The 23,485-nt window shown below is 72.7% G+C and carries 19 protein-coding genes; 10 read left to right on the top strand and 9 right to left on the bottom strand.

What is annotated here, in order from left to right:
• Positions 1 to 264: 264 nt before the first annotated feature.
• Both radA and disA read left to right on the top strand, forming a co-directional pair.
• Positions 265 to 1,674, top strand: coding sequence for a DNA repair protein RadA (gene radA, locus F0L17_RS15110; RefSeq protein ID WP_155071495.1), 1,410 nt, complete (start codon positions 265 to 267; stop codon positions 1,672 to 1,674).
• Between the two features lie 60 nt (positions 1,675 to 1,734).
• Complete coding sequence (disA, locus tag F0L17_RS15105) at positions 1,735 to 2,835, top strand: DNA integrity scanning diadenylate cyclase DisA (RefSeq protein ID WP_162466224.1); 1,101 nt, start codon at positions 1,735 to 1,737, stop codon at positions 2,833 to 2,835.
• A 240-nt stretch (positions 2,836 to 3,075) separates the two neighbouring features.
• Here the strand turns inward: disA and F0L17_RS15100 are convergent, their stop codons facing one another.
• A complete protein-coding gene (locus F0L17_RS15100) occupies positions 3,076 to 3,870 on the bottom strand; it encodes a hypothetical protein (RefSeq protein ID WP_338018095.1) in 795 nt (264 codons plus the stop codon).
• Between the two features lie 228 nt (positions 3,871 to 4,098).
• Between F0L17_RS15100 and F0L17_RS15095 the strand changes: the two genes are divergently transcribed.
• Positions 4,099 to 4,716 carry a phosphatase PAP2 family protein gene (locus F0L17_RS15095; RefSeq protein WP_155071494.1) on the top strand — a complete coding sequence of 206 codons (618 nt, stop codon included), beginning with the start codon at positions 4,099 to 4,101 and terminating at the stop codon, positions 4,714 to 4,716.
• Here F0L17_RS15095 and F0L17_RS15090 read toward each other — a convergent pair.
• Positions 4,695 to 5,342, bottom strand: a complete 648-nt coding sequence (locus tag F0L17_RS15090; protein ID WP_162466222.1) for a response regulator — start codon at positions 5,340 to 5,342, stop codon at positions 4,695 to 4,697. The two genes, F0L17_RS15095 and F0L17_RS15090, sit on opposite strands and share 22 nt — an antisense overlap.
• Before the next feature lie 100 nt (positions 5,343 to 5,442).
• Complete coding sequence (locus F0L17_RS15085) at positions 5,443 to 7,188, bottom strand: sensor histidine kinase (RefSeq protein WP_338018094.1); 1,746 nt, start codon at positions 7,186 to 7,188, stop codon at positions 5,443 to 5,445.
• 257 nt (positions 7,189 to 7,445) lie between these two features.
• Between F0L17_RS15085 and F0L17_RS15080 the strand changes: the two genes are divergently transcribed.
• The 5 genes from F0L17_RS15080 (at position 7,446) to cseC (ending at position 12,218) form a co-directional block, all read left to right on the top strand.
• Positions 7,446 to 8,408 carry an HhH-GPD family protein gene (locus tag F0L17_RS15080; RefSeq protein WP_155071493.1) on the top strand — a complete coding sequence of 321 codons (963 nt, stop codon included), beginning with the start codon at positions 7,446 to 7,448 and terminating at the stop codon, positions 8,406 to 8,408.
• Between the two features lie 184 nt (positions 8,409 to 8,592).
• The gene (locus tag F0L17_RS15075; protein ID WP_155071492.1) at positions 8,593 to 9,195 is read left to right on the top strand and encodes a SigE family RNA polymerase sigma factor; all 603 of its coding nucleotides are present in this window, start codon (positions 8,593 to 8,595) and stop codon (positions 9,193 to 9,195) included.
• Between the two features lie 74 nt (positions 9,196 to 9,269).
• Complete coding sequence (locus tag F0L17_RS15070) at positions 9,270 to 10,082, top strand: hypothetical protein (protein ID WP_155071491.1); 813 nt, start codon at positions 9,270 to 9,272, stop codon at positions 10,080 to 10,082.
• Between the two features lie 47 nt (positions 10,083 to 10,129).
• Complete coding sequence (gene cseB / locus F0L17_RS15065) at positions 10,130 to 10,828, top strand: two-component system response regulator CseB (protein ID WP_155071490.1); 699 nt, start codon at positions 10,130 to 10,132, stop codon at positions 10,826 to 10,828.
• Positions 10,829 to 10,934: 106 nt separating this feature from the next.
• A complete protein-coding gene (gene cseC / locus F0L17_RS15060; RefSeq protein ID WP_338018093.1) occupies positions 10,935 to 12,218 on the top strand; it encodes a two-component system sensor histidine kinase CseC in 1,284 nt (427 codons plus the stop codon).
• Positions 12,219 to 12,299: 81 nt separating this feature from the next.
• Here cseC and F0L17_RS15055 read toward each other — a convergent pair whose 3' ends face one another.
• Positions 12,300 to 12,749: a VOC family protein gene (locus F0L17_RS15055; RefSeq protein WP_155071489.1), complete on the bottom strand. Its 450-nt coding sequence runs from the start codon at positions 12,747 to 12,749 to the stop codon at positions 12,300 to 12,302.
• Between the two features lie 143 nt (positions 12,750 to 12,892).
• Here F0L17_RS15055 and F0L17_RS15050 point away from each other — a divergent pair, with 143 nt between their 5' ends.
• Both F0L17_RS15050 and F0L17_RS15045 read left to right on the top strand, forming a co-directional pair.
• Complete coding sequence (locus tag F0L17_RS15050) at positions 12,893 to 15,448, top strand: NACHT N-terminal Helical domain 1-containing protein (protein WP_162466221.1); 2,556 nt, start codon at positions 12,893 to 12,895, stop codon at positions 15,446 to 15,448.
• A 108-nt stretch (positions 15,449 to 15,556) separates the two neighbouring features.
• The gene (locus F0L17_RS15045; RefSeq protein WP_155071488.1) at positions 15,557 to 18,121 is read left to right on the top strand and encodes an NACHT domain-containing protein; all 2,565 of its coding nucleotides are present in this window, start codon (positions 15,557 to 15,559) and stop codon (positions 18,119 to 18,121) included.
• A 94-nt stretch (positions 18,122 to 18,215) separates the two neighbouring features.
• On the opposite strand, the gene F0L17_RS15040 is transcribed toward F0L17_RS15045, so the two are convergent.
• The 5 genes from F0L17_RS15040 to F0L17_RS15020 all read right to left on the bottom strand — a co-directional run bounded on the left by F0L17_RS15040 (position 18,216) and on the right by F0L17_RS15020 (position 23,334).
• Positions 18,216 to 20,741 carry an ATP-dependent Clp protease ATP-binding subunit gene (locus F0L17_RS15040; protein WP_155071487.1) on the bottom strand — a complete coding sequence of 842 codons (2,526 nt, stop codon included), beginning with the start codon at positions 20,739 to 20,741 and terminating at the stop codon, positions 18,216 to 18,218.
• Between the two features lie 786 nt (positions 20,742 to 21,527).
• Entirely contained in the window at positions 21,528 to 21,863 is a 336-nt protein-coding gene (locus F0L17_RS15035) for an Lsr2 dimerization domain-containing protein (RefSeq protein ID WP_162466220.1), read from the bottom strand.
• Between the two features lie 171 nt (positions 21,864 to 22,034).
• Positions 22,035 to 22,562: an amino-acid N-acetyltransferase gene (locus tag F0L17_RS15030; RefSeq protein WP_155071486.1), complete on the bottom strand. Its 528-nt coding sequence runs from the start codon at positions 22,560 to 22,562 to the stop codon at positions 22,035 to 22,037.
• A 10-nt stretch (positions 22,563 to 22,572) separates the two neighbouring features.
• A complete protein-coding gene (locus tag F0L17_RS15025) occupies positions 22,573 to 22,983 on the bottom strand; it encodes a BlaI/MecI/CopY family transcriptional regulator (RefSeq protein WP_162466219.1) in 411 nt (136 codons plus the stop codon).
• A 156-nt stretch (positions 22,984 to 23,139) separates the two neighbouring features.
• A complete protein-coding gene (locus F0L17_RS15020) occupies positions 23,140 to 23,334 on the bottom strand; it encodes a hypothetical protein (RefSeq protein WP_155071485.1) in 195 nt (64 codons plus the stop codon).
• Between the last annotated feature and the right edge of the window lie 151 nt (positions 23,335 to 23,485).

Here is a 23,485-nt window from a genome sequence, read left to right as displayed (position 1 = left end):
GCTGGTGATGCTCGGGCGGGTTTAACCCGTACGGGTGACCATCTGCGGCAAAACGCACAAACGCGCAGTGTCGGGTGTGTGGAGGCTGTCCGGAGGCGCTCGGAGTGGCCGAGGGGGCGCTGTCCGCGACCGCCCCGCACCGGGCGGGTGCCGTCTCCCCGCCCCTCCGGCCAGCCCCTCCGGCCGTCCTTCGGTCCGTCCTTCCCACCCGCCCCGCCGACGGGGCCGCCCGCGCTGTCAGCGGCTCCGGCTACCGTGAGGCTCATGGCTGCCCGCAAGTCGTCCGTGAAGGACCGCCCCTCCTACCGCTGCACCGAGTGCGGCTACGCCACGGTCAAGTGGCTGGGCCGCTGTCCGGAGTGCCACGCCTGGGGCACCGTCGAGGAAGTGGGCGGGACCCCGGCCGTCCGCACCACCGCGCCCGGCCGGGTCTCGTCCCCCGCCCTGCCCATCGGCCAGGTGGACGGGCAGGTGGCCACCGCGCGCGGCACGGGCGTTCCCGAACTGGACAGGGTGCTGGGCGGTGGCCTGGTGCCCGGCGCCGTGGTGCTGCTGGCGGGCGAGCCGGGCGTGGGCAAGTCGACGCTCCTGCTGGACGTGGCGGCCAAGGCGGCCGATCCCGACCACCGCACCCTCTACGTCACGGGCGAGGAGTCGGCCGGGCAGGTCCGGCTGCGGGCGGACCGGATCGGCGCGATCGACGACCACCTGTACCTCGCCGCCGAGACGGACCTGTCCGCCGTCCTGGGGCATCTGGACGAGGTGAAGCCCTCGCTGCTCGTCCTGGACTCGGTGCAGACGGTGGCCTCTCCCGAGATCGACGGAGCCCCCGGTGGCATGGCGCAGGTGCGGGAGGTCGCCGGGGCGCTGATCCGGGCCTCCAAGGAGCGTGGGATGTCCACGCTCCTGGTGGGTCACGTCACCAAGGACGGCGCCATCGCGGGGCCCCGCCTGCTGGAGCACCTGGTGGACGTGGTGCTGCACTTCGAGGGCGATCGGCACGCCCGGCTGCGTCTGGTGCGCGGCGTGAAGAACCGCTACGGCACGACGGACGAGGTCGGGTGCTTCGAACTGCACGACGAGGGCATCACCGGTCTGGCCGACCCGTCCGGCCTGTTCCTCACCCGCCGGGCCGAGCCGGTGCCCGGCACCTGTCTGACCGTCACGCTGGAGGGCCGCCGCCCGCTGGTGGCCGAGGTGCAGTCGCTGACGGTGGACTCCCAGATCCCCTCCCCCAGGCGCACCACGTCCGGCCTGGAGACGTCACGGGTGTCGATGATGCTGGCCGTGCTGGAGCAGCGCGGTCGGATCAGCGCCCTGGGCAAGCGGGACGTCTACACCGCCACGGTCGGCGGGGTGCGCCTGTCGGAGCCCGCCGCGGATCTGGCCATGGCGCTCGCGCTGGCCAGCGCCGCCAGTGACACCCCGCTGCCGAAGAACCTGGTGGCCATCGGCGAGGTCGGTCTGGCGGGCGAGGTCAGGCGGGTGACGGGGGTGCAGCGGCGGCTCGCGGAGGCGGCGCGGCTGGGCTTCACCCACGCGCTGGTGCCCGCCGATCCGGGGAAGATCCCGGAGGGGATGCGAGTGTTGGAGGTCGCCGACGTCGGTGAGGCGCTGCGGGTGTTGCCCACCCGGCCCGCCCGGGGCACGCGGAGCACGCCGCACGAGGGTTAGCGCCGCCGGTAGACTTTGCCCAGGTCTCGCCCGTACGTACGCACGACCCGAAGGAGTGCCGTGGCAGCCAACGACCGGGCAGCAACCGGCGCCGATGGCCTGTTGCGCGCCTCGCTGAGCGCGGTCGCGCCGGGCACCGCCCTGCGCGACGGCCTGGAGCGCGTTCTGCGGGGGAACACCGGCGGACTCATCGTCCTGGGCATGGACAAGACCGTCGAGGCCCTGTGCTCCGGGGGATTCGTGCTGGACGTGGAGTTCAGCGCGACGCGGCTGCGCGAGCTGTGCAAGCTGGACGGCGCGCTCATCCTCGACAAGGACATCACCAAGATCGTGCGGGCGGGCGTGCAGCTCGTTCCGGACGCCTCGATCCCCACGGAGGAGACGGGCACCCGGCACCGCACCGCGCAACGGGTGTCCATCCAGACCGGCTTCCCGGTGGTGTCGGTGAGCCAGTCCATGCGGTTGATCGCCCTGTACGTCGACGGCCAGCGGCGGGTGTTGGAGGACTCGGCGGCGATCCTGTCCCGGGCCAACCAGGCGCTGGCCACGCTGGAGCGGTACAAACTGCGTCTGGACGAGGTGGCGGGCACGCTCTCCGCGCTGGAGATCGAGGACTTGGTGACCGTCCGCGACGTCTCCGCCGTCTCGCAGCGGTTGGAGATGGTGCGGCGGATCGCCACGGAGATCGCCGAGTACGTGGTGGAGTTGGGCACGGACGGTCGGCTGCTCTCCCTCCAGCTCGACGAGCTGATCGCGGGTGTGGAGCCCGAACGCGAGCTGGTCGCCCGCGACTACGTGCCCGAGCCGACGGCCAAGCGGTCCCGTACGGTGGCCGAGGCACTGGCCGAACTGGACAGGCTGACCCACACCGAGCTCCTCGAACTGCCCACGGTGGCCAAGGCCCTGGGGTACAGCGGCTCGCCCGAGACGTTGGACTCGGCGGTCTCGCCGCGCGGCTACCGGCTGCTGGCGAAGGTGCCGAGGCTGCCGAACGCCGTGATCGAGCGGCTGGTCGAGCACTTCGGCGGGCTGCAGAAGCTGTTGGCCGCGAGCGTGGACGACCTGCAGACCGTCGACGGTGTGGGCGAGGCGCGGGCCAGGTCGGTGCGCGAAGGGCTGTCGCGGCTGGCGGAGTCGTCGATCCTGGAGCGGTACGTCTGACACGGCGTGTTCGCCCCGAGTCCGTTCGGCACCCCCTCGCCGGCGCCGGACCGTCCACCCGCCCGTCGTCGACCCGTCGGGCTCCCTTCCGCGGGGCGCGCACCCGCCACGGCGCACGAGGGCGCGGGGGGTTCGGAGCGGTCGACGGTTCGGGCAGGAGCGGAGGCACGGCGTCCGCGTCCGGCCCCCACGCTCCTCCCCCGCCGCGTTCCGCCGGCTTCTCCCGGGCCGCCGCCCCGCTCAGTCCTTGGTGAGGACGAAGGAGACGCGCATCTTGTCCAGGCCCGCCACCTCCGCCTCGACCAGGTAGGTGCCCACATCGGCCCGGTCGCCAGGCGTGCCGCACTCGGGGGTGCTGTGGCGCCTGTCCCACTCCAGGGTGCGGACGGCCGTCCCGTCGGCGGGGACCCTGTAGAACGCGGAGCGGGCGCCCTTGGGGCAGTGCTCGGACGTCCAGACCTTCTCGTCGCCGTCTCCGGCCTCGGTGATGGTGAAGACGACGGCGTCGCTGCCGAGGTCGACCTTGCAGTCGCTGTCGCCCCCGTTGCGCACCGTCAGGTGGAAGGTCGGTTTCTCTCCCGGCGCGTAGCGGTTCTCGGTGCCGCTCAGCGTCACCTCCACCGAGTCGGGGCGGCACTCGGGGAGGGACGAGCCCGCGGGAACGGCTTCGGCGCCGCCCGGCGCACCGGCGCCCGCACCGCCGCCTCCCGTACCGGGGCCTCCTTGGGGGCCGTCGGCGTCGGAGCCTTCCGTGCCGCCGGTCCCTTCGGCGCCCTCGCCGTCGCCGTCGCCGGTGCCGTCGCTTCCGGAATCTCCCGAACCCCCCGGACCGCCCGAACCGCCGCCCGTCTCGTCACGTCCGCCGGGGCGTTCGCCGATCAGGGACTCGGTGGAGGAGGGACCGGGGGTGATGGAGCTGACGGCCCGGTCGTCGCCCTGTTTCCCACCCTGGTCGCTCCTGTTCTCGTCGTCGGAGCCCCCGGACCCGACGGCCCATGCGACGAGCAGCGCCAGGGACACCAGGAGCGCAAGCACGACCGCCCTTCTCCGCCAGTAGATGGAGGAGGGAAGAGGCCCAACCGGATTGCGCAGAGATCCCACGCGCAAACCTTACGAGACATCACGTCCCCCGGACGGCCTCACTCGCCGCACAGGAGGTCAACTTTTATGATGAGCGGCCTTACTTCGCCCTGACGATCGTCAGGGGTCGAACCCGACGGTCGCCAGGTGTGACCCTCCGGTCGCTTTCCGTACCGTTCACGCATGAGCAGTGATCTTCAGTACGTCTCCGGCGACGCGCCTTCCGGCGGCCTCTACCGGGACGTCACCGACTTCGCGCACGACACTCCCGGTTGGGTGCACAGGCTGGCCGAGTACGGCACCGAGGGCGGGGTGTTGGTCCTCCTCGCGTTGTTGGCGGTGGCGTGCTGGCGGTTGCGACGGGCCGAGCCCCGAATGCTGGCGCTCGCGTTGTTGGGTCTGCCCGCGGTGGCGGTGGCGTACGGCATCAGCGAGACGGTCAAGTTGGCCGTGCGCGAGGAGAGACCGTGTCGGGCCGTGGCGGGAGCGGCGACACCGATCGCGCCCTGTCCGGAGCCGGGCGACTGGTCCTTCCCCAGCAACCACGCCACCATCGCCGCCGCCACGGCGGTGGCCGTCGTGCTCGTCTGGCGGGCGGCCGCCTGGGTGGTGTTGCCGCTGGCGGTGCTGACGGCGTTCTCCCGGGTCTTCGTCGGAGTGCACTACCCGCACGACGTGGCCGCGGGCATGGCGCTGGGCGTGACCGTGGTGATGCTGGTGGCATGGGCGGCCGGACGACCGGCGGCCGCGTTGACGGCCCGAGTGCGGGCTCGGACGGACTACACCAGCCCGGCCTCGTAGGCGGTGATCGCCGCTTGGACCCGGTTGGCCACCTCCAACCCGTTCAGGATGGCGCTCACATGGCCCTTCACCGTGCCCTCGGTGATGTGGAGGCGCCGAGCGATCTCCGCGTTGGAGAGGCCGGCGCCGATCAGGGCGAGGACCTCGCGTTCGCGGACGGTGAGCGCGTCGGTGCGCGCACGGGCGGCGGCACCGCGCGCCAGGCGCCGGGCCCCGAGTTCGCTGATGACGTGTCGGGCGACCTTCGGGGAGAGGAACGCGCCCCCCTCGGCCACCGCCCGTACCCCGGAGAGCAGTTCGTGCGGGTCACCGGACTTCAACAGGAATCCGCCGGCCCCACCACCCAACGCACGGGAGATGTAGGTGTCCTCGGAGAACGTGGTGAGGATGACGACGGCGGTGCCCGGTACGGACCGGGTGATCTGCTCTCCGGCGGCCAGCCCGTCCAGGCGGGGCATGCGAATGTCCAACAGGGCCACGTCCGGTCGATGGGCACGGGCCAGCTCGACGGCCTCCCGACCGTCCCCGGCCTCCGCGACGACCTCGATTCCGGGGTCGGTGGAGAGAATGGCCCGTACTCCGGCGCGGATCATCGCCTCGTCGTCGGCCAACAGCACGCGGATCACCCGGACCACCTTCCTCCGCGGTGTTCCGTGCCACCGCGGCTCCTTCCGTTCGCTTCCGGAATTCCCGCCCTCGTCGTCCCCGGCCCCGCCCTTCCGCTCCTCATGGCTGCCCTCCACTCCCCACGGCGGGGACGACGATCTTCTCGACCAGACGTCCGTCCGCGAAGCACAGCCGGTAGGTGGCCACGCTGATGAACAGTTCGCCGTCGGTGCGGTAGTACTCGCAGCGGGCCCCGGGCGGCGGGGCGGGCGCCCGGTCGGTGGGCGGGTCGGTGACGGCGCGGTCGGGCATCCGTCGTCCGACCTCGGTCGCCGCGTCACCGACCCGCAGGCGCTCGTAGGTCTCGCGTGGCAGCACGGAGTGGGTGGTGGTGTGGGCGTACCAGCCGAGGACGGCCGCCACCACGGCGACGGCGGCCCCACCGGCGACGGCGGAAGCCGTCAGGACCCATCGACGGCCGGCCCTCTGCTGCTGAGCGAGGCGCAGGGCGGCGATGTCGAGTTCGCTCCCCGGGTCGTACGGGTGTGGGCCGACCGCGGCCGCACGGGCCGCTCCCGCGTACGGCAGTCGGGCCGACACCCGGAAGCCGCCGTCGGGGAGCGCGCCCGAGGAGAACTCCCCGCCGACCAGCCGCACCCGTTCCCGCAGCGCGGCCAGCCCGCTGCCGCTGCTGCCTCCCACTCGGCTGTCTCCCGCTCGGCCGCTTCCGTCGGGGACGGGTTCGGCACCACTCGCCGCGCCCTGTGCGCCCGCCGTACCCGGTGCCGGAGGGCGGCCGTCGCCGCGGGCCGTCACCGGTGGCCCGTTGACGACGGTCACCAGCGCGGCGTGGGGGTCGCGCCCCACGGTGACGGTGACGGCGGCCCCGGGAGCGTGTCTGGCCGCGTTGGTCAGCGCCTCCTGCACCACCCGGTGGGCGGCGCGCTCCACCGGCTCCGGCAGCCCCCCGGCAGCCCCCTCCAGGCGCACCGCCATTCCGGAGTCGGCCGCCCGCTCCAGCAGGGCGGTGACCGTCTCCCCGACGGGCGCCAGCGGGGCCGGCGGGCCGTCGCCGAAGGAGTCGGTGTCCCGTAGGACGCCGATGATCTCGCGCAGTCGATCGGTCGCGGCGGACGCGGCCGCTCGCACCTCCCCCGCCGCCTTCCGATGCTCCTCCGCCAGCCCGGGGGCCATCTGAAGCGCACCGACGCGCAGTGCGATCAGGCTGAGCTCGTGGCCGAGCGCGTCGTGCATGTCCTCGGCGATCCGGGCTCGTTCGCGCAGCCGGGCCCGGTCGGCGACCATCGTCCGCTCGCGCTCCAGGTGCTCGGCGCGTTCCACCAGGGCCCGCACCAGGGCGCGGTCCTGCCGGCGGTGACGGCCCGCCAGCCAGGGGAAGACGGTGCCGAACAGCAGGGTTCCGACGAGGACGAGCCACACCATGACCGGATCCGCGGCGCGCAGCGGAGTGAGGGCCGTGCCCACCACGGCAACGGCGGCGAAGGCGTGCAGCGCCGGTCGTGTCCGCGCCGCACGGCGCCCCAGGACGTAGGCGAGGAAAGCCTGCGCGGCCCCGTAGGAGATGCTGAACAGCCCTGGGGAGGCGACCAACGACAGCCCCGCCGCCGACAGCCACCCCAGTACCGGCCGGGTGCGGGCCAGAAACACCGCCAGGGCCAGCACCGCGATTCCGCTCACCGTCCACCACCACTCCACCGGATCCGTGCGGCCGTAGCGGTCGCCGAGCACCACGGGCAGGGCGAGTACCGCCCACACCAGGGCCGCGCGCACGGCGGCGCGGACGGTGATCCGGTCGGTGATCCGGTCGGTGATCCGGTCGGTGGCACGGGAGGCGCGGGCAGTCACCGTCCCGACGCTACCGGCCGCCGATGGGGCCCCGCCCCTGTCGAAAGTCGGGTGTGCACCCGGCCTCGGGAGGTGGGGGGTCACCTCGTCGGGGGACCGGCGAGAACGACGGGGCGCCGGGCAGCGGCCGCCCCACGGGACGGACGGTGCGTTGGGAGGACGGGGTGACGTCCGGCGGTCGGGACGGGTGGTGCCCGCGGCACATCGGCGCGGGCCGCTTCGCTGCCGCGCCCCGTCGTGTCAGGATCGGAACCGCCATGACTGCGACCACATCCGAACAAAGCGCCACCGGTCTCCATCCGACCGGTCCCCGCCCCGTCGACTCCCCCGCCCCGACCGACCTGCACGGACCGGTCATCGACTGGTTCGCCGAGAACGCCCGCGACCTGCCCTGGCGCCGCCCCGAGGCGGGTGCCTGGGGCGTGATGGTCAGCGAGTTCATGCTCCAGCAGACCCCCGTCAGCCGGGTGCTGCCCGTGTACGAGCAGTGGCTCGCCCGCTGGCCGCGCCCCGCCGACCTGGCCGCCGAGCCGCCCGGCGAGGCGGTGCGCGCCTGGGGCCGGCTGGGCTATCCCCGCCGTGCCCTGCGGCTGCACGGCGCGGCCGCCGCCATAACGGAACGGCACGGCGGCGACGTCCCACGCGAGCACGCCCAGCTCCTGGCCCTGCCGGGAGTGGGCGAGTACACGGCGGCGGCCGTGGCCTCCTTCGCCTACGGGCAGCGGCACGCGGTGCTGGACACCAACGTCCGACGGGTCTTCGCCCGCGCGTTCGGTGGACGCGAGTTCCCGCCGACCGCCACCACCGCCGCCGAGCGCAGGTTGGCCCGTGCGGTCCTTCCCGAGGACGAGTCGACCGCGGCGCGCTGGGCGGCGGCGACCATGGAGCTGGGCGCCCTGGTGTGCACGGCGCGCAGACCGGACTGTGCGCGCTGTCCGATCGCCGATCTGTGCGCCTGGCGCCGGGCGGGCTCGCCCGCGCACGACGGTCCGCCGCGTCGCGGCCAGAGCTACGCGGGCACCGACCGTCAGGTGCGCGGCCGGTTGCTGGCCGTGTTGCGGGAGGCCGTGGAGCCGGTGCCCCAGGCCGTCCTGGACAAGGTGTGGGACGAACCGGTGCAGCGGTCCCGCGCCCTGGACGGGCTGGTCGCGGACGGTCTGGTGGAATCCCTGGAGGGCGGTGTCTACCGGCTGCCCCAGGGGCGGGGTCTGGGCCGGTAGGCGGCGGGCGGCGGGGCGGCGCCGTCCCTCCGCGGCCGCCGTCCCTCCCCCGCCACCCGGACCGTTACACAACCGTCGGCCGGCCGTGCGGTCCCCGTGCCCCGTCGTGGGGCGGGCCGCAACACCGTCTCCGTAGCGTCCCTGCCTGACCGAGCACAGGACGGGAAGACCACGGGAGGCGGCCATGCCCACCACCGCAGCCACGTCGCGGCAGGCACCGGCACTGGACTTCGAGGAGTACGTCCGGACGCGGCACGACGCCCTGCTGCGCAGCGCCCGCCGCCTCGTCTCCGACCCGGCCGACGCCCAGGACCTGCTCCAGACCGCCCTGGCTCGCACCTACGGGCGCTGGGACGGCATCGCCGACAAGTCGCTCGCCGACGCCTATCTGCGCCGGGTGATGCTCAACACCCGCACCCAGTGGTGGCGCGCCCGCAAACTGGACGAGGTGCCCACCGAGCTGCCGCCGGACGCGATCAGCGTCGACGACGGCACCGAGCGACACGCCGACCGGGCTCTGCTCCTGGACATACTGGAGGTGCTGCCCCCCAGGCAGCGTGGCGTGGTCGTGCTGCGCCACTGGGAGCAGATGAGCACCGAGGAGACGGCCGCGGCCCTCGGCATGTCGCCGGGTACCGTCAAGAGCACCCTGCACCGGGGGCTGGCACGGCTGCGCGAGGAGCTCGAGAGCCGGGACCGCCGGGAGTTCCGCGGCCGCCGGGAGCCCCGGGAGCCCGGTGCCGGCGCCGGCGGGGAGGACGAGCCGGTGGTGGCGACCGCCGCCTAGGGCGTCGGGGGTGCCCGAGCGCCCGAGGTTCGAAGCGGCCGGGACACAGGAAGCGCACGAAGCGCACGGAGAGCGTGGCAGGAAGACGAGGAGCGGTGGTGGCGGTGGCGTCCGGCGGGCGAGCGGCGGTGGCGGTGGCCACCGCCACCGTGCTGCTGGCGTCCGTGCTCGCCGGGTGTGACGACGGCGGTGTGCGGATCGAGTCGTCCGCCGGTTCCTCCTCCGCGCTCCCGAGCCCCGAGGCGTCCCCCCTGCCCGTGAGTCCGCCGCCCTCCGCGTTCCGGGGGCCGCCCGGGACCAAGCCGGCGCCCGAGGGGCCGCTCCCTTCGCCGGCGCCCACCGGGGCCCGGCCCGTCTACCCGCCGGACACCGAGGGCGAACTGGACGTCCTGGAGCTGCTGCGCGAGGATCCCAAGGTCGGCGGCAACGTCAAGAAGGCCCTGCGGCCGTGCTCCGCCGAGGCCGAGGTCTGGCCGGTGGACGTGTCGTACGGTCGGTTGACCGACGGCCACGCCTATGACGTCCTGGTCAACGTCTCGGACTGCGACGGCGGCATGGGAGTGGGCTCCTACGTCTACCGGCAGAGCACCAACGGGCAGTACGTCGGCGTCTTCTCGGCCGAGGACCCCCCCGTGCACGCCGAGGCGGACGGCGGAAGGCTGCGGGTGAGCCAGCAGGTCTACGCGGACGGCGACCCCGTGTGCTGCCCCTCGGCCCGGGAGGTGGTCGTCTACGTGTGGGAGGACGAGCGGTTCACCGAGAAGGAGCGCGTGTTCGAGGCCGCGGGGGCACCGGGAGAGGCGCCGAGCCCCTCGCAGGAGGGGCGGCGGAGCGACGGTTCCGGTTCCGCGGACGGCGCGACCGACGCGGACGGCGAGGACCGATGAGGACCGATGAGGACCGATGAGGACCGACGAGGGCTGAGGAAGGACGGATGGCCGATACCCACGTGCTCTTCGTGGAGGACGACGACGTCATCCGGGAGGCCACCCAGTTGGCCCTGGAACGGGTCGGCTTCACGGTGACCGCGGTGGCGGACGGGCTGGAAGGGCTGGCGGCGTTCCGCTCCCGGACGCCCGACATCGCGCTCCTGGACGTGATGGTGCCGGGCCTGGACGGGGTGAGCCTGTGCCGCCGCATCCGGGACGAGTCGGTGATTCCCGTGATCATGGTGTCGGCGCGGGCCGACTCCATCGACGTGGTGCTGGGCCTGGAGGCCGGTGCCGACGACTACGTGACCAAACCGTTCGACGGCGCGGTGCTGGTCGCCCGCATCCGCGCGGTGCTGCGGCGCTTCGACCACGCCAGGAGCGCCGCGGACGACGACGGGGAGGAGGACCCGGAGACGGGGCCGCTGCGCTTCGGTGATCTGGAGGTCGACACCGAGGGCATGGAGGTGCGGCGGGCCGGGGAGCCGGTGCCGTTGACCCCCACGGAGATGCGGCTGCTGCTGGAGTTCTCCGCCGCGCCGGGCACGGTGCTCAGCCGTGACCGGTTGCTGGAGCGGGTCTGGGACTACGGCTGGGGCGGCGACACCCGGGTCGTGGACGTCCACGTCCAGCGGCTGCGCGGCAAGATAGGTCAGCGGCGGATCGAGACGGTCCGCGGCTTCGGCTACAAGCTGAGGGGCTGAGCCGCGGTTGCCTCCCTCCCCCCTCCCGTCCGCCTCCGACGTCCCCGCCTCGCGCCGCCCGCGGTGGCCGGGACGGGCCCGGTCCCCCCGCCGGGGGTTCCGCCGGGTGTTCCGCTTCCTCGGCCGTCTCCTGTCCCGCTGGACGCCGCGCACCGGTCTGCGGTGGAAGCTCAGCGCCGCCATCGCCGCCGTCGGCGCGCTGGTGGCGCTGGTCCTGAGCCTGGTGGTGCACAACGCCGCCCGCTCCTCGATGCTCGGCAACAGCCGCGATGTGCAGAACGAGCGGGTACTGGCCGCCCAGCGGATCTACGAGTCCCTGGGCCGCCTCCCGTTCGGCGCCGAGATCGACGACCCGAGGTTGCCCGCCCCGCTGGCGGAGGCCGTGGCCCGGGGCGAGCGCGCCACCTACGTGGTGGAGGAGCCCGGCCAGGCCCTGGACGTCTGGGCGGCCACACCGCTGCCCGACGGCCAGGCGCTCTCCCTGCACACCCGCTTCACCGACCGCTACGCCGTCCTCGCCGACCTCGACCGGGTGCTGGTGCTCGGCTCGGCCTCGGTGGTGCTGGGCGGCACCGTGTTGGGCGTGCTGATCGGCGGGCAGCTCTCCCGGCGGCTGCGCCAGGCGGCCGTCGCGGCGGGGCGGGTCGCCCAGGGTGAGACCCGGGTGCGCGTGCGGGAGGCGATCGGCGGCCGGGTGCGGGACGAGACCGACGATCTGGCACGGGCCGTCGACCGGATGGCCGACGCCCTCCAGCAGCGTCTGGAGGCCGAGCGGCGGGTCACCGCCGACATCGCGCACGAACTGCGCACCCCGGTGACCGGGCTGGTGACCGCCGCCGAGCTGTTGCCGCCCGGCCGTCCCACCGAGCTGGTCCGCGACCGGGCGCAGGCGCTGCGCACCCTGGTGGAGGACGTGCTGGAGGTCGCCCGGCTGGACGGAGCCGCCGAACGCGCGGAGCTCCAGGAGGTGGCGCTGGCCGAGTTCGTCGCGCGGCGGGTGCGTACGCCGGAGCCCGAGGTGGAGCTGACCGTACGGCGGGACGCGGTGGTGACCACCGACCCGCGCCGGCTGGAGCGGATCCTCGGCAACCTCCTGGCCAACGCCGCGCGCCACGGCCGGCCCCCGATCGAGGTGACCGTGGACGGCCGCAGGCTGCGGGTGCGCGACCACGGTCCCGGCTTCCCGCCCGCGCTGTTGGCCGAGGGGCCCAGCCGCTTCCGCACCGGCAGCACGGACCGGGCGGGCCGGGGACACGGTCTGGGGTTGACGATCGCGGCGGGGCAGGCGCGGGTCCTCGGTGCCCGCCTGACCTTCCGCAACGCCGAACCGAGCGGTGCCATGGCCGTCCTGTGGCTGCCCGACGCGCCTCCGGACGCCCCTCGCCCGTGATGCCGCCGGCCGCCCGTGCCGACTCCCGGAACCGAGCCGGCCCCGGGAGTCGGGCCGGCGGGGCACCGGGCGACCGGGGCGTCAGTCGCAGACCTCCGACCACTCCCTGCCCGGCTCCGACCCGACCGTGCGGCGCTCGGTCAGCGAGTACCGGTTGCCGGACTCGTCACGGAAGACCGCCTCGGTGCCGTACGGTCGCTCCCTCGGTTCCTGGAGGAACTCCACGCCCCGTGCCCTCAGCTCCTCGTAGGCGGCGCGGCAGTCGTCCGTCCGCATCTCGCCCGCACCCAGCACCCCGGTGCCGACCAGTCGCGCCAGTGCCTCGGCCGACTCCGGGTCGAGTCCGGAGTCGTCCGTGCGCATCAGCGTCAGCTCGACGTCCGGCTGGCCCTTGGCGCCGACGGTGATCCGGCGCGACGTTCCCGTGGAGATGTCGCCGCGCACCTCGAAGCCGAGCTTCTCGGTGAAGAACGCGAGGTCCCGCTCCTGGTCGGTCGACCACACGGTGACTGTCGCCAGCCCCTTGATCATGATGTGCTCCCACGGCCGGTGTCGGTGTGAACCCGTGCTTCCACGGTAGGCAGCGTCCGCCCGCCGCACGCCTGTGGACGGCGTCCGGCCCTACGATCTCTCCAGGGTCGGGATGGGGACAGGATCGTGAGACAGGGGGGCCCGTGGACGTCGCGGCCATCGGGGCACGACTGGCGACGACAGCCGTCACGTCACTGGTCGGGAAGCTGCTCGTGCGGGAGGGGCCGGGCGCGGGGCTGGTGGACGGGCCGGTGCGGTTGAGCGGACGGCTCTCCTTCCGGGGCGAGAAGCGCACCCTGGGACGCGACGACCTGCGCCGGCTCGCCGCCGAGCTGCTGGAGCGGGCCGTCGGACCGCTGCCGGCCTCCGAGCGGCCGCCCGGAGGCGAGGAACGGGCCGTCGTCCACGCCCTCGCCGACACCCTGTACGCCCTGGGCGACCTGGACATGGACGACGTCCAGGCCGTGGCGCTGGGCGAGCGGGAGCTGGCCCGGCGCCTGCGCGAGGCGGCCGGCGACCCCACCCGGGACCTGTCGCGGGACGCCGCCGTCCTGCACGACGCGCTGCTGGAGGCCGCCTGCCGCCAGATCCTCCACTTCTTCACCCGGCGCTCCACCTTCGTCGCCCGTGCCCTGGTCGAGCAGACCCGACGGCAGGCGGCGCTGGAGGCACGGGTGACGGCCGGCGCCGAGCGCGCGTTGCCCCACGCGGGCGACGCGGCGTTCGAGGAACGGTACGCCGACCACATCGTCCGCAGGCACGGCCGTCTGACGATCCACGGCCTCGACCCGGTCCGCTCCCGCGAGTGGCGGCTCGACACGGCGTTCCTCTCCCTGGAGGCGCACCACGACGACGGCGCGCGACCCGTCCCGGTGCGCACCGACCGGATCTTCGCCGACCGCACCCGCACGCTGCTGCGCGGCGCGGCCGGCTCCGGCAAGACGACGCTGGTGCAGTGGCTGGCGGTGACGGCGGTGACGGCGGGACGTCCGGGAGCCGAGGAGGCCGCGGCGCGTCCGGAGATCGCCGGGCGGATCCCGTTCGTCCTCCCGCTGCGGTCGTTCGCCACGTCCGGGCTGCCCACGCCCGACCGTTTCCTGGCGGCGGTCCGCTGCCCGATCGCCGGGGCGCAGCCGCCCGGCTGGGCCGACCGGGTGCTCTCGGACGGCCGCGGGCTGCTGCTGGTGGACGGGGTGGACGAGATCCCCGAGCGGGAGCGCGAGGAGACCCGCCGGTGGCTGTACGACCTGCTCGGCGCCTATCCGGACAACCTCTGGCTGGTCACCTCCCGTCCCTCGGCGGTGCGCGACGCGTGGCTGGCCCCGGAGGGCTTCGGCGAGCTGACCCTGGCCCCGATGGACCGCGACGACGTGGCCGCCTTCGTGACGCGCTGGCACGCCGCCGCCGACGCCGACCCGGCATCGTCCCGCTCCCTGCTGGCCGGCCTGCGCACCAGGTCCGACCTCGGCCGGCTGGCCACCAACCCCCTGATGTGCGGACTGCTGTGCGCCCTGCACCAAGAGCGGCGCGGCTTCCTGCCGCAGGGCCGCAGGGACCTGTACGAGGCCGCGCTGTCGATGTTGCTGGAGCGGCGCGACGTCGAGCGCGGCGTGCACCGCGAGGGTGGTCTGCGCCTCTCCAAGGAGCCGCAGGTCACGCTCTTGCAGAAGCTGGCGTACTGGATGGTCCGCAACGGCCGTGCCCAGATGGATCGCGTGGACGCGCTGGCCGTCCTGGCCGACGCGCTGCCGATGATGGCCTACATCGAGGCCCCTCCCGAGGAGGTGCTGCGGTACCTGCTGGAGCGCAGCGGTCTGCTGCGCGAGCCGACGGCGGGGCGGATCGACTTCGTCCACCGCACCTTCCAGGACTACCTGGCGGCCAAGGCCCTGGTGGAGGCCCGGGACTTCCCCTGGCTGGTGGACAACGCCCACCACGATCAGTTCGAGGACGTGGTGCGCATGGCCGTGGCCCACGCCCGCCCGGACGAGCGCGCCCGCATCCTGGAGGGACTGCTCGTCGCCGGAGACGGCGAGCGGGCCCTGCGCAGCGTCCTGCTGTCGCTGGCCTGCCTGGAGCACGCCACCGAACTGGATCCGGCCGTACGGGAGCGGGTCCGCTCCGCCACCGCGGCGATGCTGCCGCCGACGAACCACCCGTGGGCGGTCCGCCTGGCGAGCCTGGGCGGACCGCTCGTCCTGGAGTTGCTGCCCGGCCCCGAGGGACTGAGGGACGAGGTGGCCGAGGCGGTCGTCGTCACCGCCACCCGCATCGGCACCGACGCGGCGATCCCGCTGCTGACCCGGTACCGGGACCACCCCTCGCTCGACGTGCGCCGGCAACTCGCCTGGGCTTGGCACCGCTTCGACCGCGACGCCTACGCCGAGGAGATCATCGCCCACCTCGACGAGGACGGCCTGTACTTCTCCGCCCGCGGCCCCGCCGACCTGCGGGTGCTGCGCTCCCTGGGCGGCCGCGCCCGCGTCCAGTACCGGCGTCGCCTCCTGGTGCCCGACGAGTTGACCGAGAACGTCGACACCGACCGGCTGACCCACCTCTGGCTGGAGGTCGGGGAGTACGGCGCGGACTTCTCCTGGCTGTCGGCCTTCCCCCGGCTCCGGGTCCTGGTCGTGCCGACGGCGCGGCGCGCCGACCTCCCGGGGCTCCCTCCCACCGTGGAGTTCCGCGCCGCTCCCTGAATCCTCTCTCCGGGGGGCCGAGTTGTCCTAGGCTGGGAGGCCGGGTCGAGGGACGGCCGACCGCCGCCCGTCACGCCGCCGCACACCGCAGGGCCATCGGGGGGCCGGATGGACACCGTCGCACGGATCGCTTCGAACGTCGCCGCTCCCCTGGTCCGCGAGTTGTTCGCCGACCTCCCTCCGGCCCACGACGGCCCCCGGTTGATCGCGTCCCTGGTGTCCTTCCGGGGCGTGCGGCCCGAGCGGACGTACGGCGACGTGACGCGGATCGCCCGGGAGCTGGTGCGACTCGCCCGTGGGGGCGGGGCCTCGGAGAGGGCCGCCGACGAGCCCGCCGACGAGCCCGTGGCCCTGGTCCTGGGACGGGCCCTGGTCGCCCTCGGCGAGCTGGACCTCGACGACGTGGCGGCCGTCCGCATGGGACCGCAGGACTGCGCCCGGAGGTTACGCCGGGCCGTCCCCGGCGCGGACCGGGAACTGAGCGGCGAGCAGGCCTGGTTCCACGACCAGTTGCTGGACAACGTCTGCCTGCACATCCTCCACTTCCTGATCCGGCGCTCGCCGTACGTCGCCGGCCGACTGGCCGAGCAGAGCCACCGCATCCGGCAGCTCATCGACCTCAACGACGCCGACGCCGTACGCCGCTCCCGCCCCTCCCCGGAGGACCTGGCGTTCGAGGAGGCGTACGCGGCCGCGCTCGTGGCGCGGTACAACCGGCTGACGATCCACGGCATCGACCTGCCCAACGCCCCCGGAAGCTGGCCCCTGGACAGCACCTACCTGAGTCTGAGCGCCGAGTTCGCCACCCCCGTCGAGGGCTCCTCCGGACAGCCGGCCCTGCCGGCCGACCGGGCCCTGGCCGGGCAGGAGCGGGTGCTGCTGCGCGGTGTGGCGGGGGCGGGCAAGACCACGCTGGTGCAGTGGCTGGCCGTGACGACCGCGCGGAACGAACTGCCCGGAGAGCCGGCCACCCTGCGCGGCCGGGTGCCCTTCGTGCTGCCCGTGCGGCGCTTCGCGCGCGAGGGCTTCCCGGCGCCCGAGGAGTTCCTGACCGTCGGACGGTGCCGGCCGTCGGTCGACGAGCCCCCCGGTTGGGCCGTCCGCGTGCTGGTCGAAGGGCGGGCGCTGCTGCTGGTGGACGGGATCGACGAGGCCCCCGAGGCGCGGAGGGAGGAGTTGCGGGCAGGACTGCGCAGGCTGCTGCACATCCATCCCGGCACGGTCTGCCTGGTCACCTCCCGGCCGTCGGCCGTCGAGCCCGACTGGCTGGCGCGGGAGGGGTTCGGCGAGCTGATGCTGGCCCCGATGAGCCGCGACCAGGTGGCCGAGTTCATCCGCCACTGGCACCGGGCGGCCCGGCACGACGACGGCGGGGACCACGACCGGCTGGCCGGCTACGAGCGGCGGCTGCTGCACTCGGTACGGGTCTACCGGGAGCTGCGCCGGCTGGCGACCAATCCGCTGATGTGCGGCCTGATCTGCGCACTGAACAGGGACCGCGCCGGGACGCTCCCGCAGGGCCGCAGGGAACTGTACGACGCGGCCATGGACATGCTGCTCCAGCGCCGCGACCCGGAGCGCGACGTACTGCACGCCGACAACGTCGAGCTGCAGCGCGCACCGCGCGAGCGGCTGCTGCAGAAGCTCGCCCACCGGATGTTGTCCGAGGACCGCACGGAGCTGGAGCGGGAGACGGCCGTCGCCGTGCTCGACTCCCACCTGCCGGCCATCCCGGCCGCCCACGGGCAGGGGGACGCGGAGAAGATCTTCGGACATCTGCTGCACCGCACCGGACTGCTGCGCGAGTCGGACGACGGCAGGGTCGAGTTCGTGCACCGGACCTTCCAGGACTACCTGAGCGCCAAGGAGATCGTGGCGCGCGGCGGGTTCGAGGACCTGGTGGACCACGCCCACGAGGCGAGGTGGGAGGAGGTCGTCCGCATGGCCGCCGCCCACGCCCGGCCCGACGAGTGCGCGCGTTTCATCGGCCGTCTGCTGGCGCCCTGCGGGCACCTGAAGACCTCCGAGACCAAGCACCGCCGGCTGATGGCCGCCGCCTGTCTGGAGCACGTCACCGAACTCGATCCGGCGACGCGGAAGCTGGTGCGCGACCGCACCGAGAAGATCGTCAACCCCACCGATCCGCTGGGCGCCCGCAACCTGGGGTGGATCGGGCCGATCGTGCTGGAGCTGCTGCCCGATCCGGAGGACGTCCCGGACGACAAGGCGTACCTGCTCGCGGTCACCGCGACGCGGGTGCGGGACGAGGCGGCCGTCGACTACCTGGTACGGCTGCGGGACCGGTCGTCGCTGAGGGTGCGGGCGGAGCTCGCACGGGCGTGGCGGAACTTCGACACCGACCGCTACGCCCGCGAGGTCATCGCCCACCTCGGCGAGGAGGGGCTGTACTTCCCCGTCTCCGACCTCTCCGAGCTACGGGCGCTGCGGGATCTGGGCGGCCGGGACCAGCTCCAGATCGCGGGGCGCTTCACCCCCGGGGAACTCCTCGGGGAGGTGGTGCGGGAGAGGCTGACGCACCTGTGGCTCGCCTACGACCTCGGGGTGGACATGGGATGGCTGAGCGCCTTCCCGCGGTTGCGCGCCCTCCGGGTGAACCCTCGACTGCCCCGGGTGAGCGGGGTACCGGAAGGCATTCGGATCATCACCCGCTGAGCGGGCGGCGCACACGCCCGCGGCCCGGGACCGTCGGAACGGTCCCGGGCCGCGTCATGTGGCTCGGTGCTCGCCTACCGGCGACGAGCGCGGATCACACGTCCTTGGAGAGGTTCGGGCCGCCGCCCGCCGCCGACTCCACCGGAGGGGCGTCCGGCAGGGCCGACTTCTCCTCGCCGCGGAAGGTGAACTTCTTCTCCTCGCCCTCGCCCTCGGTGTCGACGACCACGATGTGACCGGGGCGCAGCTCGCCGAAGAGGATCTTCTCCGACAGCACGTCCTCGATCTCCCGCTGGATCGTCCGGCGCAGCGGCCGGGCGCCCAGGACGGGGTCGTAGCCCCGCTTGGCGAGCAGCTTCTTGGCGTCACCGCTGAGCTCGATGCCCATGTCGCGGTCCTTCAGCCGCTCGTCCACCTTGGCGATCATCAGGTCGACGATCCGGATGATGTCGTCCTCGGTGAGCTGGTGGAAGACCACCGTGTCGTCGACACGGTTGAGGAACTCCGGCCGGAAGTGCTGCTTGAGCTCCTCGTTGACCTTCGCCTTCATCCGCTCGTACCCGGTGCGGACGTCGCCCTGGGCGGCGAAGCCCAGGTTGAAGCCCTTGGAGATGTCCCGGGTGCCGAGGTTCGTCGTCATGATGATGACGGTGTTCTTGAAGTCCACGACCCGGCCCTGGGAGTCGGTCAGGCGACCGTCCTCCAGGATCTGGAGCAGCGAGTTGAAGATGTCCGGGTGGGCCTTCTCGACCTCGTCGAACAGGACGACCGAGAACGGCTTGCGGCGCACCTTCTCGGTGAGCTGGCCGCCCTCCTCGTACCCGACGTAGCCGGGAGGCGAGCCGAACAGCCGCGAGACGGTGTGCTTCTCGCTGAACTCCGACATGTCGAGGGAGATCAGCGCGTCCTCGTCCCCGAAGAGGAACTCGGCCAGGGTCTTGGACAGCTCGGTCTTACCGACGCCGGACGGGCCGGCGAAGATGAACGAGCCACCGGGACGCTTGGGGTCCTTCAGGCCGGCCCGCGTGCGGCGGATGGCCTGGGACAGCGCCTTGATGGCGTCCTCCTGCCCGATGACGCGCTTGTGCAGCTCGTCCTCCATGCGGAGCAGGCGCGAGGACTCCTCCTCGGTGAGCTTGAAGACCGGGATGCCCGTGGCCGTGGCCAGGACCTCGGCGATCAGCTCCTCGTCCACCTCGGCGACGACGTCCATGTCGCCGGCCTTCCACTCCTTCTCCCGCTTGGCCTTGGCCGCCAGGAGCTGCTTCTCGGTGTCGCGGAGCGAGGCGGCCTTCTCGAAGTCCTGCGAGTCGATCGCGGACTCCTTCTCCCGGCGCACGTTCGCGATCTTCTCGTCGAACTCGCGCAGGTCCGGCGGAGCGGTCATCCGGCGGATGCGCATCCGGGATCCGGCCTCGTCGATCAGGTCGATCGCCTTGTCCGGCAGGAAGCGGTCGGAGATGTACCGGTCGGCGAGCTGCGCGGCGGCCACCAGGGCGGCGTCCGTGATGGACACCCGGTGGTGCGCCTCGTAGCGGTCGCGCAGCCCCTTGAGGATCTCGATGGTGTGCGGCAGCGACGGCTCGGCCACCTGGATGGGCTGGAAGCGGCGCTCCAGGGCCGCGTCCTTCTCCAGGTGCTTGCGGTACTCGTCGAGCGTCGTCGCGCCGATGGTCTGGAGTTCCCCGCGGGCCAGCATCGGCTTGAGGATGCTGGCGGCGTCGATCGCGCCCTCGGCGGCACCCGCACCCACCAGGGTGTGGAGCTCGTCGATGAACAGGATGATGTCGCCGCGGGTGCGGATCTCCTTGAGCACCTTCTTCAGGCGCTCCTCGAAGTCGCCGCGGTACCGGGACCCGGCGACCAGGGCGCCCAGGTCCAGGGTGTAGAGGTGCTTGTCCTTCAGCGTCTCGGGCACCTCGCCCTTGACGATGGCCTGGGCCAGTCCCTCGACGACCGCCGTCTTGCCGACGCCGGGCTCGCCGATGAGGACCGGGTTGTTCTTGGTGCGGCGGGACAGCACCTGCATGACCCGCTCGATCTCCTTCTCGCGCCCGATGACCGGGTCGAGCTTGGACTCCCGAGCGGCCTGGGTGAGGTTGCGGCCGAACTGGTCCAGCACCAGGGAGGTCGAGGGGGTGCCCTCGGCGGGGCCGCCGGCGGTGGCGGTCTCCTTGCCTCCCGAGTAGCCGGAGAGCAGCTGGATGACCTGCTGCCGCACCCGGTTGAGGTCGGCGCCGAGCTTCACGAGGACCTGGGCGGCGACGCCCTCGCCCTCGCGGATCAGGCCCAGCAGGATGTGCTCGGTGCCGATGTAGTTGTGGCCGAGCTGAAGGGCCTCGCGGAGCGACAGCTCCAGGACCTTCTTGGCACGGGGGGTGAAGGGGATGTGACCGGACGGGGCCTGCTGGCCCTGACCGATGATCTCCTCCACCTGCTGGCGGACCGCCTCGAGCGAAATCCCGAGGCTCTCCAGGGCCTTAGCGGCGACACCCTCACCCTCGTGGATCAGGCCCAGGAGGATGTGCTCGGTGCCGATGTAGTTGTGGTTGAGCATCCGGGCTTCTTCCTGAGCCAGGACGACAACCCGCCGCGCGCGGTCGGTGAACCTCTCGAACATCGTTAATCGCTCCTCAGAGCGGTCAGGCAGTAAGGGGTCGGTCCCCTCCCTGTCCTTCCGCAGCTTAGTCCCGCAAGCGGGGACCGCTCATTCCAACTGCCGACACCCGTCCGGATCGCTCCCGCGCTGGCGGGGGATGAGGACTCGGTCTTCACCGCCCTCGTCCCGAACAGCCGACAACAGTTCCAACCCGATGGTGCGAGACGATGTTCCCGCAGGCCAGACATATCCGCCCGCTTCCACTACGCCGACGGCGAACGCCCCTTGGCCGACACGTCCGTCCACCGCTCCATCGCCGGTGCCGCACCCCCGTTCCACGTGGGATTTCTTCACCGACTTCTTACCCCGCGACACCGGCGGTCCATGCCGGACGGGGTGGGGGCATCCGCTACTGGCGAACACTCTTGCGTGAGGCATCGCACCCGCTCCAACGGACCGGTCGACACACGGAGTGGCGAACGGGTGCCCTGGGTGACCGGGTCGGAGTTCGACAGTTGTTCCGTACATGACGTACACGGCGCTTCCGTCGTCCGCGCCGCGTCCGCTCCCGAACCGCCTCGCATCCGTCGGGCGCGCCGGCCGTCCCGGGCGCCTCCGAACGCGCCGGAGGAGGCGGGACGGGCTCCGCCGCACCGGCGCGGTCGCCCGGGAGCCGGCGACCGCGCGGACGCCCCGGGAGGCCGCCGTGTGGCCGCGGCCCCCCGAGCAGGGGTGCGGGATCGATCCGGTCGGCCTGGTGAGCGCCGCGGCGACGGAACGCCACCGCGTGCGGCTCTCCCGCGCGACTCAGCCGTTCGCCTTCTCGTATGCCTCGCGGATGTTGGCGGGAACGCGTCCCCTGTCGTTGACCTCGTATCCGTTCTGCTTCGCCCAGGCGCGGATCTTCGCCGTGTCCTGACCGGAACCGCTTCCCGAGGAACGGGTGGCCTTGCCGCGGGCCGAACGGCCACCGGTGCGACGACCGTTCTTGACGTACGGCTCCAGCAGGCCACGGAGCTTGTCCGCATTGGCGGTGGTGAGATCGATCTCGTAGGTCTTGCCGTCGAGAGCGAACGTCACGGTCTCGTCGGCCTCACCGCCGTCGATGTCGTCGACAAGAAGGACCTGAACCTTCTGCGCCACCGGTTACTCCCATTCGTCGTGCGTGGTCAGTCATCGAAAACCGATTACTGATACTGACGACGAAAGCAAACCGCTTTTCACGGGAAAACACAAACCCCCCGGGGACCTTTGTCCGGCCTCCCCGGTCGGATTGGGGGGATCTTTCGGACATAGGGAACAGCGGACGGGTGGTCATAGGTGCAGCAGCATCCGCGTGTTGCCCAGGGTGTTGGGTTTCACCCGTTCGAGTCCGAGGAACTCGGCCACGCCTTCGTCATAGGAACGCAGCAGCTCGCTGTAGACATCCCCGTCCACGGGGGTCTCACCGATCTCGGTGAAGCCGTGCCGGGCGAAGAAGTCCACTTCGAAGGTGAGGCAGAAAATGCGCCTCACCCCCAGCCAGCGGGCCGTCTGCAGCAGCTTCTCCAGCACCAGATGCCCCACACCCGTGCCCCTGAGCGCGGGATCGACCGCCAGCGTACGGACCTCGGCCAGGTCCTCCCACATCACGTGGAGGGCTCCGCAGGCGACCACCTCGGCGTCGTGGTCGCGTTCCGCGACCCAGAACTCCTGGATGTCCTCATAAAGCGTCACGGTCGCTTTGTCGAGCAGGATGCGATCGCGCGCGTACGCGTCGATGAGTCGGCGCACGGCGCGCACATCACCGGTTCTCGCCCGGCGGACGGTGACCTCGCTTACGGGGCTCACGGCTTCTGGCATGCGCCGGACGCTATCGCTCCGGGGGAGCGTCGCTCTCGGCGGGGGCTTCGAGGCGCACACCGTCGAGTTGTACGACGCGCAACGCGTCCCGCAGGGCTTCCGTCTGTTCCGTGGACATCTTGCCGAAGAAGGCCACGAGGGCGGCCGCGGGGTTGTCACTGGCCGACCACGCTTCGTTCATCAGCTCGGCGGAGTAGGCGGCGCGGGTGGAGACCGCCTCATATCGATAGGCACGGCCTTCCCGCTCGCGTCGCAGCCAACCCTTCTCACGGAGGTTGTCCATTACGGTCATGACCGTCGTGTACGCGATCGGCCGTTCCCGCCGAAGATCTTCGACCACTTCTCTCACCGTGACCGGGCGGTTCCACTGCCAAACCCGCGTCATCACCGCGTCTTCCAACTCTCCGAGCTGCCGGGGCACACTCAGAACAATAGCCGCGTATGAGCGGTATCGACGGCTTTGTTTTGCTCACCCAGGAAACAAACAGGAGCGCGCCGAGGAGCGAACTCCCCGGCGCGCGCTCCTCGGGACCTCGCCGCGACTCCGCCGGCGGGACCGATCGGCGGGATCGAAGGATCAGGCGCCCGCTCGGCCGTCGGGGCCTTCGCTCCCCTCCGCCTTCACCGACTCGGCCCGCGCGAGGGCCGCGTCCACCGCCGCGTCCTCCTTGGCCTTGTTGGCACCGCCCTGGCTCCTGACGATCGTCACGATGAGAGCGACGAAGGCCACGGCCATCACCGCCGACGGGGTGAGTGCGGCAATGTACTCCATGCCGGATCAGCCTCCTTGAGTACCGGAATTCCAGCGTACCGGCGCCCTTGGCCCCGTCCCGGCCCGGGGCCGGCGAAACCGGAAGGGGTCGTCGAAACCGAGAGAAAACGGTCGAGGTCGACGGATGGCGGTCGGCGGACGGCGGAGCCGG

The organism is Streptomyces taklimakanensis, from assembly GCF_009709575.1.
GTDB classification, from domain to species: Bacteria; Actinomycetota; Actinomycetes; order Streptomycetales; family Streptomycetaceae; genus Streptomyces; species Streptomyces taklimakanensis.
The sequence above is the reverse complement of the archived record's forward strand: the minus strand, read 5'-3'. Positions and strand labels throughout refer to the sequence as shown.

Coding starts and splice junctions, on each gene's coding strand:
- radA (WP_155071495.1), top strand. CDS start 265: ATGGCTGCCCGCAAGTCGTCCGTGAAGGACCGCCCCTCCTACCGCTGC.
- F0L17_RS15095 (WP_155071494.1), top strand. CDS start 4,099: ATGAGCAGTGATCTTCAGTACGTCTCCGGCGACGCGCCTTCCGGCGGC.
- F0L17_RS15080 (WP_155071493.1), top strand. CDS start 7,446: ATGACTGCGACCACATCCGAACAAAGCGCCACCGGTCTCCATCCGACC.
- F0L17_RS15075 (WP_155071492.1), top strand. CDS start 8,593: ATGCCCACCACCGCAGCCACGTCGCGGCAGGCACCGGCACTGGACTTC.
- cseB (WP_155071490.1), top strand. CDS start 10,130: ATGGCCGATACCCACGTGCTCTTCGTGGAGGACGACGACGTCATCCGG.
- F0L17_RS15055 (WP_155071489.1), bottom strand. CDS start 12,749: ATGATCAAGGGGCTGGCGACAGTCACCGTGTGGTCGACCGACCAGGAG.
- F0L17_RS15045 (WP_155071488.1), top strand. CDS start 15,557: ATGGACACCGTCGCACGGATCGCTTCGAACGTCGCCGCTCCCCTGGTC.
- F0L17_RS15040 (WP_155071487.1), bottom strand. CDS start 20,741: ATGTTCGAGAGGTTCACCGACCGCGCGCGGCGGGTTGTCGTCCTGGCT.
- F0L17_RS15030 (WP_155071486.1), bottom strand. CDS start 22,562: ATGCCAGAAGCCGTGAGCCCCGTAAGCGAGGTCACCGTCCGCCGGGCG.
- F0L17_RS15020 (WP_155071485.1), bottom strand. CDS start 23,334: ATGGAGTACATTGCCGCACTCACCCCGTCGGCGGTGATGGCCGTGGCC.